The sequence below is a fragment of the Marinactinospora rubrisoli genome, from assembly GCF_042664915.1.
Classification (GTDB): Bacteria; Actinomycetota; Actinomycetes; order Streptosporangiales; family Streptosporangiaceae; genus Marinitenerispora; species Marinitenerispora rubrisoli.
Window position 1 is genome coordinate 543,160 of sequence record NZ_JBHTBH010000001.1, and the last position, 12,135, is coordinate 555,294.

Sequence of the window (12,135 nt, forward strand, 5' to 3'; positions counted from 1 at the left end):
GCCCGTCACGACCGCCCGGCACCGGTGGGCGAGCGAGAGCGAGGCAGATCGATGAACGGCACGTCGTCGGCCCGCTGGATCATCGTCGGCGTGGACGGCTCCGACTCCAGCCGGTACGCGCTCGAATGGTCCGGAAACGAGGCGCGGCTGCGCGGCATGGGACTGCGCATCGTCAGCGCGGTCCTGCCGTACGAGAAGGAGGGGCCGTTCAGCGAGATCGTCGTCCGCGGCCGGAACGAGGACGAGTCCCCACGGGCGGCGGACGCCCGGGCGCTGCTGGAGTACGCCCGCGAGTGGATCATCCGGATCTACCCGGAGCTGACGGTCGAGACCCGGCTGGTCCAGCAACGGCCCGCCGAGGCACTGCTGCGCGAGGCCGCCGAGGGGGACGTGGCGACCGTCGTCGTCGGCTCCCGAGGGCTGGGCAGCTTCGCGTCGGCGTTCGTTGGCTCCGTCGGCGTCGAGGTGTCGGCGCACTCGCCCGTTCCGGTGGTGGTGCTGCCCAAGAAGCACGAGACGGCCCAGGGGGTCAGGGGACGGATCGTCGTCGGCGTCGACGGCTCGGAGCACGGGCAGCGCGCGGCGCGGTTCGCGTTCGACGAGGCGCGGGTCCGCGAGACCCGGCTCGTCGCCATCTGCGCCTGGCAGCCCATCACGGCGTTCGCCTCGTCCATGGGCCCGGTGCCGGCCGAGGTCTTCAACGACGAGTCGGTGGCGGAGGCCGCCCGCACCACCCTCGACGAGGCGCTCGCCGACCTCCGGGACGCGTATCCCGGCGTCGACGTCCAGGCCCGCGTGGTCCGGGGCCACCCGGTGGTGGCGCTCCTGGAGGAGAGCACGCCGGCCGACCTCATCGTCGTGGGCTCGCGCGGCCGCGGCGGCTTCCGCGGGCTGCTGCTGGGCTCGGTCAGCCAATCGGTCCTGCACGGCGCGCACGGTCCGGTCGCGGTCGTGCACTGAGACCCGTCGAAGGCGCGAACCCGGTGCCGGGCGTCCGTGCGGGGATCGGGCGGCCGGTCGTTGCAATGTGGTGGATCCGAGACCGGCCGGGGCGAGCCGACACGGACTGATGTGTCCCGTCGCCCGGCCGGGGACGCGACCGGAACGCCCCGGGGAACGCCACCGGACGGTGAGTCCGGCGCCGGGTGCGAAGTGCCGGTGTGCGCCACTTCGCGGCGGTGAACCCGGCCGGGGCCGTCTCGTGCGGGTGGCGCTCGTACTCGAACCGGTACGGTGCGCGGGGCGGAGGTGCCCGATCGGCCGATCCTGATCGGGGCTGTGCGTGGCCACCGGCGTTCGGGGCCGTGGCCGGGCAGGACGTGTTCGCGGTGTCGTCCGCGTGCGGGCGGGACGCGGTCGTCCGGATGGACGCGGTGAGAAGGGCGGCAAGGCAGGGCACCACCAGCCGGTCCGCGGCGCCCGTCGCCGCGCCCGAGGTCGGTTCAGCGCACCCCCACCGACGGTCCCGATGCGGGATCGGCAACGCCGCACGGGGAGAGCGGAACCTCGTGGTCGCGTAGTGACCGCCGCGGAAGAGCGGACCGCCGGTCGTGCCGGTGACGCCGGGTGGCCCGCCGCGCCCGCGTCGCCCGGCCGGGGACGCTGTCACGTCAGGCCATGGAGTGCGGCCGGGCGGCACTCCGTGCCGTCCGCGCTTCCCCGCCGACCGGCCCCCGAAGGGGGCGCCCGGTGCCGGTCGGGCCGGTGGGGTCGGCGACCTCCGGTGGGCAGGCCGGGCGGAGCACGCCGGGTCGGATGTTCGCCCCTGCTTCCGGCGGCCCGTCGTCCGTCCTCGCAAGGCCGGTCACCGGAACCCGCCGGCTCCGAATCCGTCCCCGGACGTCACCAGAGGCCCGATACCCGTACTGGCCGCCGGGTGCGCCCGGGCATGGGTGACCGTGGACGGCATTCCGTCCGACGTCTGCGGTGCCGGCAGCGGCGGTGTCCTCGGGCACGGATGCTGGGACGCGTACCGGGAGCCCACGGGGCGTCGCGCGTTCTCCGCCGCCCACCGGCCTGGCGCCGGGACCGCAGCCGGTCTACTCTCTTCCTGGGAAACAATTTTCTGCGAAGTTGCTGCGGAACACCGCCGCGGAAGGGGCCCAGATGACTAGCGCGCTCGAACCCGAATCCGCCGCACCCACCGGACGGCTCCCCGTCCTCTACTTCGGCCACGGCGCGCCGCCGCTGGCCGACGACGAGCTGTGGACCGGGCAGTTCGCCGCCTGGGCCCGGGACCTCCCGCGCCCCCGTGCGGTCCTCATCGTGTCCGCGCACTGGGAGGCGGAGCCGGTCACCATCGGCGCCACCGGCACGGTGCCGCTCGTGTACGACTTCTGGGGCTTCCCGCAGCGCTACTACGAAGTCCGCTACCCCGCCCCGGGCGCCCCGTGGCTCGCCGCGCGCGTCCGCCGCCTGCTCGGCGGCACGGCGCCGGTCGCCGACGCACCCGATCGCGGGCTCGACCACGGCGCCTACGTGCCGCTGAAGGAGATGTACCCCGACGCTGACGTCCCCGTCCTGCAGGTCTCGCTGCCCACCCTCGACCCGCGCGACCTGTTCGAGGTCGGCCGCCGGCTCGCCCCCCTGCGCGAGGAAGGGGTGCTCATCATGGGCAGCGGATTCCTCACCCACAACCTGTCGTGCGTGGACCTGCGCCGAGCCCCCGACCAGGCCCCGCCGCAGTGGTCCGCGGAGTTCGACGACTGGGCGCACCGTGCCGCCGAGGCAGGGGACGTCGACGCGCTGCTGGACTGGCGGGTCAAGGGCCCGGCCGCCGACATCGCGCACCCGCGCAGCGAACACCTCGCCCCGCTGTTCGTCTCGCTCGGCGCCGGCGCCGTCACCAGCGAGCGGGCCCGCAGCGTCATCGACGGCTTCTGGTACGGGCTCGCCAAGCGCGCCTTCCAGTTCGACTGAGCCGGGCGGCCAGGGCGGCCAGGACGGCCGGATCAGTCGTATCGGCAGTCGGGTCCGGGCCGCTCGGCCGCGGCGATCACGCCGTCGAGACGGTCGCGCGTGGCCAGCAGCTCCTGGACCTGCCGGTCGATGCGGTCGCGCTCCTCGGCCAGCCTGTCCAGCATCTCCGGAGCCGCCGCCCCGGAGTCGATGCAGGGCAGCAGCTCCAGGATGGCGCGGCTCGTGAGCCCCGCCGCGTAGAAGTGCTGGATCAGCCGGACCCGGTCGACCGCGCTCTCCGGATACGAGCGCTGCCCGGCGGGCGTGCGGGACGGCATGAGGAGGCCCTGCTCCTCGTAATAGCGCAGCGCTCGCACGCTCACACCCGCCTTCGCGGCGACCTCGCCGATCCGCACGGGGATCTCCTTTCGATCGGGTGGACGCGGGCTTGCACCTCACGCCGACGTGAGGTCCTAGCGTAGGCGCGGGTGCGCTCCCGAGCCCACCGCGTCCTGCGGAAACTCCGTCAGCGAAGGACCCAACGTATGAAGATCGCCAACTCGGTCGCCCTCGTCACCGGCGCCGGCCGCGGCATCGGGCGGCACCTTGCCGGACAGCTGGTGCAGCGGGGCGCGGCGAAGGTGTACGCGACCGCGCGGCACCCGGAGAGAGTCGCCGTCCCCGGAGCCGAGACGCTGCGGCTGGACATCACCGACCCCGCCTCCGTGGCCGCGGCGGCGGCCGTGGCCACCGACGTCACCCTGCTCGTCAACAACGCCGGCGTCGCGACCGGCGCCGATCTGGTCTCCGGTGACATGGCCGCGATCCGGCTGGAGATGGACACCCACTTCTACGGCACCCTGGGGATGGTCCGCGCCTTCGCCCCGATCCTCGCGGCCAACGGAGGCGGCGCGATCGTCAACGTGCTGTCCGCGCGGTCATGGTTCTCCGGCGGCGAGGGCGACGCCTACTCCGCCGCCAAGGCCGCCGCGTGGAGCCTCACCAACGGCGTCCGTCTCGAACTCGCCCGGCAGGGCACCCTGGTCACCGGCGTCGTCCTGGCCGCCGCCGACACCGACATGATGGCCGGGTACGACTTCGACAAACCGGACCCCGCCGACGTCGCACGCGCGGCACTCGACGGCGTCGAGGCGGGCCGGCTGGAAGTCCTGGTCGATGAGTGGAGCGCCATGGTCAAGGCGTCGCTGGCCGAGGACCCCGCCCGGTTCTACCGCGAGACGGCGCACCCGGGCTGATCCGGCGGTCCCGCGGAGGCGGTGCGGGGATCCGTCCCCGTTCGCCCTCCCGTCTCGGGGCGTTCGGCGCTGTTCGCCGACGCGGGACGCACCGCCGTGTCCGGCACGCGGCCATGGCGCTGGCGGGCATCGAACTCGGCGAGAACGGGCTCGGCGACTCCCTGCCGGAAACGGCTGGAACAGGTCGCCGCGGGAGAAGACCCCCTGGCTCGGACCGTTGGCCGCGGTGATGCTCGCACCCGTCTTCCAGACGTACACGGACGGCGACCGAGTCCTCTTCGACGGCATCGCGCCCAACTCACCGGCGATCCGGACAAGGCCCGGGACGGGTTCGACCACGCCGTCGGCGCCGGCACGGAGACGGAGATCGGGGACCTCGTCGGCCTGTCCCTCGGCAATCTCCTGATCCAGAACGGCGACCCGGCCACGGCCCTCAAGCTTCTGACGAACGCACGCCGGAGGTGCGCCCCCTGTTCGCGGGCTATGCGGGCTCCCTCGAAGGGCACGTACTCATCGGGTAGGGCGCCGCGAACCGTGCCGGCGAGGTCCTGGACCACGCGCACGGCCGGTCCCATCGGGCCACGAGCGGGAGCAACGGCCTGTACCCCTGGGGGCCGTCCGGTTCGGCGAACCGCTGGCCGGGGACACGTTCGCCGTGGACCTCGTATACGACCAGCTGGCGGAGAGCGGCGTGAGCGAGGGCGTGGTGGTGCGGGAGCCCTTCGAATCCGCCTGCACCACAAGGCGGTCAGCCGTCCCGCGCTCGCCGACATCGGCCTGTTCCTGTTCCCCGCGAAGTTCGAGCCGGTGCACGCGGCCTTGGAACACCTGAAGACCTGGAGCGACGAACGGTACGAGCGCGGGCGACGACTCGCCCTCGCGCCGCACACCTTCGTCGAGGACTCCCGCGACGACCAGCGCACACGGGGACTGGCGGAGCCGTGGAGGAGGCTGCGGACTCCGAACGGCCCGGCCCCGCCCGGCTTCAGCTGGTCTCCGCCACACCGCCCGCCAGCAGCGGCTCCAGCACCAGGTTCGGGTGGTCGCGCTCGATCACCCGCAGCCGCCACTTGTTGTGCACGAGCACCAGCAGCTCGCCGTCCAGCCGCCGGTTGAGCACCTCGGCGCCGGACAGGCCGCGCAGCACGTCCGCCGACTCGGCCTCGGTCCGCCGGGCCAGGTTGTAGTCCAGGTGGGACAACTCGATCGGCGCGCGGAACTCGTGCTCCATCCGGTGCCGGACCACGTCGAACTGCAGCGGGCCCACCGCCGCGAGCACCGGCGCCTGCTCGCCGCGCAGGTCGGAGACGAGCACCTGGACCACGCCCTCGGTGTCCAGCTGCTCGATCCCGCGCCGGAACTGCTTGTACCGGCCGGCGTCCACCGCCCGCGCCACCGCGAAGTGCTCCGGCGCGAAGCTCGGGATCGGCGGGAACTCCACCGGCTCGCCGTCGAACAGCGTGTCGCCGACGCGCAGCGCGTTGGCGTTGACCAGCGCGATCACGTCACCGGGGAACGCGGTGTCGATGGTGTGCCGCTCGCTGCCGAAGACGGCCTGGGAGTACTTGGTCGCGAACGGCCGCCCGGTCGCGGCGTGCGTGAGCACCATGCCCCGGTCGAACCGCCCCGAGCAGACCCGCACGAACGCCATCCGGTCCCGGTGCTGCTTGTCCATGTTGGCCTGCATCTTGAAGACCAGACCCGAGAACGGCGCCTCGACCGGACGCGGCCGGCCGGCCGCGTCCAGATGCGCCGACGGGGCCGGGGCGAGCCGGACGAGCGTCTCCAGCAGCGCCGAGACCCCGAAATTGGGCAGCGCGGCGCCGAACAGCACCGGCGAGGACTCACCGGCCAGGAACGACTCCTCGTCATAGTCCGCGCCGATCTCGCCCAGCAGCTCGATCTCCTCCTGTGCCTGCCGCCAGGCGGCCCCCTCCACCTCGGCGGCGCGCTCCGCGTCCATCAGCTCCTCTTCGGCGCGGGTGGCGCCGCCGGGAGTGCGGTGCAGCTTGGTGTATCCGCCGGAGGCGCGGTCGATCAGGCCCCGGAAATCGCCCGCGATGCCCACCGGCCAGTTCAGCGGCGTGGGGCGCAGGCCGATGCGCTGCTCGATCTCGTCCAGCAGCTCCAGCGGCTCCCGGCCCGGGCGGTCCCACTTGTTGACGAACGTGATGACCGGGATCTTGCGGGACCGGCAGACGTCGAACAGCTTCAGGGTCTGCGGCTCCAGGCCCTTGGCCGAGTCCAGCAGCATGATGGCGCTGTCCACCGCGGCCAGCACCCGGTAGGTGTCCTCGGAGAAGTCGGCGTGGCCGGGGGTGTCGAGCAGGTTGAGCACCCGGTCGGAGTAGTCGATGCGCAATGCCGCGGAGGTGATGGAGATGCCGCGGCTGCGCTCCATCTCCATCCAGTCCGAGGTGACGCCCCGCCGGTCGCCCTTGCCGTGCACGGCGCCGGCCGAGGTGATGGCCGCGGCGTGCAGCGCCAGCGCCTCGGTCAACGTGGACTTACCGGCGTCGGGGTGCGAAATCACCGCGAACGTCCGGCGCCGCGCGGCCTCGGCCGCCGCCTCCGAACCCTTGCGCGTCGGGGTCTCCGCTGCCGCAGTCACCGGAATGTCTCTCCTCGCTCAGGCACTGGCCCGTTCTGCTCTTCCCCCGCCAGTGCCATGCCGCTCACTCCGGCGCAGACCCACGGCGGCCTCCGCCCATGCTAGGGCGTGTCCGGCGGTGGCCGTTCGTCCCCGGCCCGCCGCCGGACACCCCGTGCCCTATCCGCGGTACTGGACGTCGACGAGCTGCACCACCGTCGGGACCGGGCAGTAGGCGCTCGACCGGGTCTGGCCGTCGGCCGCCCGCCACGGGCCGTAAACCGTGGTGAAGTTGCCGCAGGTGAGCTTGACCCGGTGGGTGCCGCCCCCTCCACAGACCGAGAAGCCGCCGCCGTTGCCGATCAGCCCGACCTGGCAGGGCGGGGCCGCGGACGGTGCGTCGGTCGCGGCGGCGGCCACTCCCGGCACGGCGGCGACCCCCAGCACCGCCGCCGACGCCGCCGTGACCAGCATTCTCTTCAGACCCATGGCATCTCCTTCGGGCTCGAATTCCGTCCGGCCGGCACCGCAGCGCCTCAAGCCTGGGCAGGTCCGCCCGTGGCGGGCGCGGCCGGTGACGGCCGGGTCGCTCTTCTCCACCGTGCGTGTCGCCCGGAGGGATGTCATTGGCCAGGAGTCGCCGGTTCGCTTGACGATCCGTGCACCGGTATCACGGAGTCCAGGCCGGGAGGACACCGCGGCATCCCTGTGGCCGGTCCGTCAGACGGGCTGGAGGTCCGGCTCGGTGGTGTCGAGCAGCCGCGGGTCGGGACGCTCGCCCGACATGGCCAGCAGGCCGCGGGCGACCCTGACGAGCAGCGGCCAGTTCTTCGGGTTCTTCTTGTCCACTCCGCCGAGGAGCTGCTTGAGCATCGAGAGCGTGTCGAAGTAGACGCGTTCGCACACCAGGTTCTCGTCGGCGTCGAAGATGAAGGAGGCCGTCATGCGAACCCGGAACCGGGACCCGGTCGCCGGGATCTTCCCGAACGGCCCGAGGTGCGTGCCCATCAGCCAGAACTCGACGATGACCGCGTCCGCGCTGTGCCGCAGCGCGATCAGCTCGTGGTGCTGGTCGGGGAACGCGGTGCGGGTGTCGTGGTAGTAGCCGCGGACGGCGCCGTCGCCGTCGTGCACGGTCATGGTGGCGATCAGCTCGTAGTGCGGGTGCGGGAACGTCGACAGGGTGGCGTCCCAGTCCTGGGCGACCTCGTCGCGGAAGTGGTCGAGGACCAGCTTCTGCCGGGCCTTGAGGGTTTCGGTGTCCGGGATGTCGAACTCGGTCATCGCTGGGCCGCTCGTTTCCTGACGGGGATGGGGGAAGGTACGGCGCCCTCGGCCGGGCGGTCCGCCCCCCTCGGAGGCGGAGCACGCCGAAGGCGTCCCCATTAAACCTTCGGCGTGCGGCCTCGTGTCACGCAGCGTGCTCGCACCCATCGAACCGTTCGCGGATCGCATGGCGGGAGAACGCGTCGGCTCGACACCGGTGGGCGTCAGCCGAGGAGGCGGCCGATCTCCGGGCCGAACAGCACGGCGGCCATGGCGAGGACGAACACGGCCGAGGTGCGCACGGTCGCCTTGAGCTGGTCGCCGTGGTCCGCCAGCCACCATTGCCAGCGACGCCGCAGCGAGGGAGCGGGCCGCTTGGCCGCACGCCGCGGCCAGTAGTCGAGGCCGTTGGCGAGGGCGCGCAGCCGCGCGATGTCGTGGGCGGTGATCACGCGCGTGGGCGTGCCCGACCTCGGGGGCCGGGCGGCGGCAACGGTCACCCAGTGTGGGAGGACGCTCGGGGCCTCGCCCGGCGGGGTCAGGGTGCTGGTCGGGGCGGTCATGCGGGTTCTCCTTCAACTCGATTGCGGTGTCCGGTCGTGCGCTAGATTCGGGGTGCCGCGCCGGCCCTGCTAGGTCCAGGGCCGGCGCGGCCGTCTTTCGGCGGTCATGCGGCGGGAACGGCAGCGGCCGGGCGGCGGAGCAGTGTGAACCACACCTGCCGGTAGGAGTGGTCGCCGTCGGTGCCCCAGTCGTGGGAGAGGTCTTCGACAAGGGCGAGCCCACGGCCGGTCTCGTCCCAGTCTCGCTCGCGGCGAGGACGGATGACGGCCGTCCGCGAGCCCATGCCACGGACCCGGACGCGGATTTCGCTGATCCAGACCTCGACGGCGACGGAGAACGGCCGAGGCGCGACGAGGGTGGGCGGCTGCCCGGGGCGCAGGTTGGCGGTGTCGCCGTGGATCAGGGCGTTCGTCGCGAGTTCGCTGGTCAGCAGCGTAGCGGTGGTGGCGAGGTCGGCGGGTTCGTTTCGGAGGATTGCGCCGACGCTGTCGCGGGCGATCCGGACGTCTTCCAGGTGGAGGCCGGAAAGACGGACGGTGACGACGGTGCGGAGGCAGTTGACGGGAGAGGTCATCGAAGGGCCTCCGTGATGAGGCGGAGGCATGGCAAAGACGACATGTGGGACGCTCACCTACTTCTTCGCGAAGTTGGAGTTGCTCAGCTCGCATCCATGATTACCGTGGGTGATCAACTTTCGCAATAGAAAATCGGAGAATCTACGATTCCTCTGCGCCAGTAGACTCCTTCTATGCCGCGTCCGCATCCCTACTCGCCGTCCGTACGACGACGCCGTCTTGGCGCTCAACTCCGCCGACTCCGCGAACAGGCAGGTCTCACGCTCGCCGAGACGGCCGCGCAGCTCGGCTGGGCCCGCGCCAAGGTCGGCAAGCTCGAAACCTCCGAGCTGAAGACCGTCAAACCTGCGGACCTCGATGCCCTGCTAACGGTGTTCAAGGTGGAGGAGGACGGTCTTCGGGAGGAGCTGCACCAGCTCGCCCGCGACGCCAAACACCGAGGATGGTGGTGGAAGTACCGCGACGTGTTCGGGCCCGAGCCGCTGCCCGACTTCGAAGCCGAGGCGTCGCTGATTCGGACGTACCAGGTGGCCGCCATCCCCGGTCTGTTGCAGACGCCCGAGTACGCCGAAGCGGTCTTCCGCGGCGGACGGTACACCTCGCCGGAGCACATCCAACGACAGGTTGACGCACGTATGGAGCGGCGGGACATCCTGAACCGCTTCGACAGTCCTCCCAGGTTGTGGGCGGTCGTCGATGAAGCCGCCCTACGGCGACCGGTCGGCGGGCCGGACGTGATGCGTGGCCAACTTGAGTACCTGCTGCGCATCGCGCAGTTGCCGCACATCGATGTGCAGGTGCTGCCGTTCGCGGTGGGGGCTCACGCGGCGCTGGGGATGTCGTTCACGATCTTGGAGTTCCCAGAGCGGGTTGACCCGACGATCGTCTATTCCGACAATCTTGGCAGTGGTCTGTTCGAGGAATCTGCGGAAGAAGTCGCGACCAGCGTCTCGGTCTTCAGCGAACTACAGGCCACTTCGCTGAGTACCGTGCAGAGCGCCCGGTTCATAGAAGGCATCCTGTCCGAAGAGAGTGAGTCGTCGTGACCACGTCACCTGAGTTCCGCAAGAGCAGTTACAGCAACCGTAGCCAGGACTGCGTGGAGGTCGCTGACCTGCCAGGTGGCGTCGCGGTCCGGGATAGTCGGTATCCGGATGCGGGGTTCCTCGTGTTTCCGGCCGTTGAGATGGCGGCCTTCATCGCCGATGTAAAGCGCGAGCGGTTGTGATTTCCTAGGCTGAAGGTCGGCGACCTGCCTCGTGATCCGCCGACTGATCAAGGGAGGAAGACGATGAACTTGACCTTCCGCAGGAGCAGCTACTCCGGGTCGCGTAACAACTGCGTGGAGGTGGCATTCCGCAAGTCCAGCTACAGCCAGGGCAAGACGCAGAACTGCGTGGAGGTTGCGGACCTTCCTGGCGGTGCTGCGGTCCGCGACAGTCAGCACCCGGATGCCGGGTTTCTTGTGTTCCCGGTCGCCGAGATGGCGGCGTTCCTCGCGGATGTGAAGCGCGAGCGGCTGTGATCCCCCGTCGGCAGGCCCTCGACCTGGCCTTCCGCAAGAGCAGCTACAGCAACCGCAATCAGAACTGCGTGGAGGTCGCGTTCCGCAAGAGCAGTTACAGCAACCGCAGTCAGAACTGCCTGGAGGTCGCCGACCTCCCCACCGGCCACTCGGCGATCCGTGACTCCAAGCACCCCCACGCCGGCCACCTCGCCTTCCCCGCCGCAGAGTGGTCCGCCTTCATCGCCACCATCACCCGGAACATCACCACCCGGTGATCGTCATCGGCCTGTCCTCCGGCACCTCCGTGGACGGCATCGACATCGCCGTCGCCGATCTCCGCCTCGACGGTGACACCGTGCACCTGACCCCGCTCGGGCACCGCGAGGTCGGCTATCCGTCCGGTCTGCGGGCGGACGTGCTCGCCGCGCTTCCGCCCGCCGCCACCACCATGGCCGACGTCTGCCGCCTGGACACCCGGATCGGGCAGGCGTTCGCGGACGCGGCGCGGCTGGCGCAGGCCGAGCTGTGCCCCGGCGGGCGGGCCGATCTCGTCGTCTCGCACGGGCAGACCGTCTACCACTGGGTCGAGGACGGCGCGGTGCGCGGCACCCTGCAACTCGGCCAGCCCGCGTGGATCGCCGAGGCGACCGGCCTGCCGGTCGTCTCGGATCCGCGGGCCCGCGACGTCGCGGCGGGTGGGCAGGGCGCGCCGCTCGCCAGCACGCTCGACGTGCTGTGGCTGTCCGGCCGCGACGCGCCGGCCGCCGCGCTGAACCTCGGTGGGATCGCCAACCTGACGGTGGTCGCGCCCGGACACCGCCCGGTCGCCTTCGACGTCGGCCCGGCCAACGCGCTGCTCGACGCCGCCGTGGCCCGCGCCACCGGCGGCCGGGACCGCCTGGACCGCGACGGCGCCGGGGCGCGGCGCGGCCGGGTGCACCCGGACCTGCTCGCCCGGCTCCGGGCCGACCCCTACTACGCCCGTCCGGCGCCCAAGTCCACCGGCAAGGAACTGTTCCACGCCGGTTATCTGGAGTCCGCCCTCACCGGCCTCGCCGTATCCCACGACGACCTGCTCGCCACATTGGTCGCCCTCACCGCGAGCACGGTCGCCGACGCCTGCCGCGCCTACGGCGTCACCGAGGTGGTCGCCTCGGGCGGCGGGATGCGCAACCCGGCCCTGGTGGACGCCCTCCGTACCGCGCTGGCCCCGGCCCGGCTGCGCACCGCGCGCGACCTCGGCATCGACCCCGACGCCAAGGAGGCGTACCTGTTCGCGCTGCTGGGCTTCCTCACCTGGCACGGCGTCCCCGCGACCGTCCCGTCCTGCACGGGAGCGAGCCGCGCCACGCTGGCCGGCCGGATCAGCCCCGCCCCCGGAGCGTCCCCGGCCGCGGCGCCCACACGGCTGCGGATCACGCCCGTACCCGGCGCCTAGACCGAGCGGCCCGGCCACGCGCGCAACGGACGGATGGGCCC

The 12,135-nt window shown here is 72.0% G+C and carries 14 protein-coding genes; 8 read left to right on the top strand and 6 right to left on the bottom strand.

Annotated features, from left to right (window positions below):
• Positions 1–51: 51 nt before the first annotated feature.
• Positions 52–960 (top strand): universal stress protein, encoded by a 909-nt coding sequence (locus ACFQRF_RS02490; RefSeq protein ID WP_379868417.1) that lies wholly within the window; start codon positions 52–54, stop codon positions 958–960.
• Between the two features lie 1,146 nt (positions 961–2,106).
• On the top strand, positions 2,107–2,919 hold the full coding sequence (locus ACFQRF_RS02495) for a dioxygenase family protein (RefSeq protein ID WP_379868418.1): 813 nt from the start codon (positions 2,107–2,109) through the stop codon (positions 2,917–2,919).
• Between the two features lie 32 nt (positions 2,920–2,951).
• Here ACFQRF_RS02495 and ACFQRF_RS02500 read toward each other — a convergent pair whose 3' ends face one another.
• A complete protein-coding gene (locus tag ACFQRF_RS02500) occupies positions 2,952–3,314 on the bottom strand; it encodes a MerR family transcriptional regulator (RefSeq protein WP_379868420.1) in 363 nt (120 codons plus the stop codon).
• Between the two features lie 129 nt (positions 3,315–3,443).
• On the opposite strand from ACFQRF_RS02500, the gene ACFQRF_RS02505 reads away from it, so the two are divergent.
• Positions 3,444–4,154, top strand: a complete 711-nt coding sequence (locus ACFQRF_RS02505; protein ID WP_379868422.1) for an SDR family oxidoreductase — start codon at positions 3,444–3,446, stop codon at positions 4,152–4,154.
• A 985-nt stretch (positions 4,155–5,139) separates the two neighbouring features.
• Here ACFQRF_RS02505 and ACFQRF_RS02510 read toward each other — a convergent pair.
• From ACFQRF_RS02510 to ACFQRF_RS02530, 5 genes are all read right to left on the bottom strand, one after another.
• Positions 5,140–6,765, bottom strand: a complete 1,626-nt coding sequence (locus tag ACFQRF_RS02510) for a peptide chain release factor 3 (RefSeq protein ID WP_379868424.1) — start codon at positions 6,763–6,765, stop codon at positions 5,140–5,142.
• A 159-nt stretch (positions 6,766–6,924) separates the two neighbouring features.
• Complete coding sequence (locus ACFQRF_RS02515; RefSeq protein ID WP_379868425.1) at positions 6,925–7,233, bottom strand: hypothetical protein; 309 nt, start codon at positions 7,231–7,233, stop codon at positions 6,925–6,927.
• Between the two features lie 231 nt (positions 7,234–7,464).
• Positions 7,465–8,028 carry an ester cyclase gene (locus tag ACFQRF_RS02520; RefSeq protein ID WP_379868427.1) on the bottom strand — a complete coding sequence of 188 codons (564 nt, stop codon included), beginning with the start codon at positions 8,026–8,028 and terminating at the stop codon, positions 7,465–7,467.
• A gap of 206 nt (positions 8,029–8,234) precedes the next feature.
• The gene (locus ACFQRF_RS02525) at positions 8,235–8,573 is read right to left on the bottom strand and encodes a hypothetical protein (RefSeq protein ID WP_379868429.1); all 339 of its coding nucleotides are present in this window, start codon (positions 8,571–8,573) and stop codon (positions 8,235–8,237) included.
• A 104-nt stretch (positions 8,574–8,677) separates the two neighbouring features.
• Complete coding sequence (locus ACFQRF_RS02530; protein ID WP_379868430.1) at positions 8,678–9,148, bottom strand: ATP-binding protein; 471 nt, start codon at positions 9,146–9,148, stop codon at positions 8,678–8,680.
• Positions 9,149–9,322: 174 nt separating this feature from the next.
• Here ACFQRF_RS02530 and ACFQRF_RS02535 point away from each other — a divergent pair, with 174 nt between their 5' ends.
• The 5 genes from ACFQRF_RS02535 (at position 9,323) to ACFQRF_RS02555 (ending at position 12,094) form a co-directional block, all read left to right on the top strand.
• On the top strand, positions 9,323–10,195 hold the full coding sequence (locus tag ACFQRF_RS02535) for a helix-turn-helix domain-containing protein (RefSeq protein ID WP_379868432.1): 873 nt from the start codon (positions 9,323–9,325) through the stop codon (positions 10,193–10,195).
• On the top strand, positions 10,192–10,377 hold the full coding sequence (locus tag ACFQRF_RS02540) for a DUF397 domain-containing protein (RefSeq protein ID WP_379868434.1): 186 nt from the start codon (positions 10,192–10,194) through the stop codon (positions 10,375–10,377). The genes ACFQRF_RS02535 and ACFQRF_RS02540 overlap by 4 nt, the downstream gene beginning before the upstream one ends.
• 63 nt (positions 10,378–10,440) lie before the next feature.
• Positions 10,441–10,674, top strand: a complete 234-nt coding sequence (locus ACFQRF_RS02545; RefSeq protein WP_379868436.1) for a DUF397 domain-containing protein — start codon at positions 10,441–10,443, stop codon at positions 10,672–10,674.
• Positions 10,671–10,931 carry a DUF397 domain-containing protein gene (locus ACFQRF_RS02550; protein WP_379868437.1) on the top strand — a complete coding sequence of 87 codons (261 nt, stop codon included), beginning with the start codon at positions 10,671–10,673 and terminating at the stop codon, positions 10,929–10,931. The genes ACFQRF_RS02545 and ACFQRF_RS02550 overlap by 4 nt, the downstream gene beginning before the upstream one ends.
• A complete protein-coding gene (locus tag ACFQRF_RS02555) occupies positions 10,928–12,094 on the top strand; it encodes an anhydro-N-acetylmuramic acid kinase (RefSeq protein WP_379868439.1) in 1,167 nt (388 codons plus the stop codon). The genes ACFQRF_RS02550 and ACFQRF_RS02555 overlap by 4 nt, the downstream gene beginning before the upstream one ends.
• The last annotated feature ends 41 nt before the right edge of the window (positions 12,095–12,135 follow it).

Excerpts from the sequence above, each read along its gene's own strand:
- ACFQRF_RS02490 (WP_379868417.1), top strand. The coding sequence starts at position 52 with ATGAACGGCACGTCGTCGGCCCGCTGGATCATCGTCGGCGTGGACGGC.
- ACFQRF_RS02495 (WP_379868418.1), top strand. The coding sequence starts at position 2,107 with ATGACTAGCGCGCTCGAACCCGAATCCGCCGCACCCACCGGACGGCTC.
- ACFQRF_RS02505 (WP_379868422.1), top strand. The coding sequence starts at position 3,444 with ATGAAGATCGCCAACTCGGTCGCCCTCGTCACCGGCGCCGGCCGCGGC.
- ACFQRF_RS02515 (WP_379868425.1), bottom strand. The coding sequence starts at position 7,233 with ATGGGTCTGAAGAGAATGCTGGTCACGGCGGCGTCGGCGGCGGTGCTG.
- ACFQRF_RS02520 (WP_379868427.1), bottom strand. The coding sequence starts at position 8,028 with ATGACCGAGTTCGACATCCCGGACACCGAAACCCTCAAGGCCCGGCAG.
- ACFQRF_RS02525 (WP_379868429.1), bottom strand. The coding sequence starts at position 8,573 with ATGACCGCCCCGACCAGCACCCTGACCCCGCCGGGCGAGGCCCCGAGC.
- ACFQRF_RS02530 (WP_379868430.1), bottom strand. The coding sequence starts at position 9,148 with ATGACCTCTCCCGTCAACTGCCTCCGCACCGTCGTCACCGTCCGTCTT.
- ACFQRF_RS02535 (WP_379868432.1), top strand. The coding sequence starts at position 9,323 with ATGCCGCGTCCGCATCCCTACTCGCCGTCCGTACGACGACGCCGTCTT.
- ACFQRF_RS02545 (WP_379868436.1), top strand. The coding sequence starts at position 10,441 with ATGAACTTGACCTTCCGCAGGAGCAGCTACTCCGGGTCGCGTAACAAC.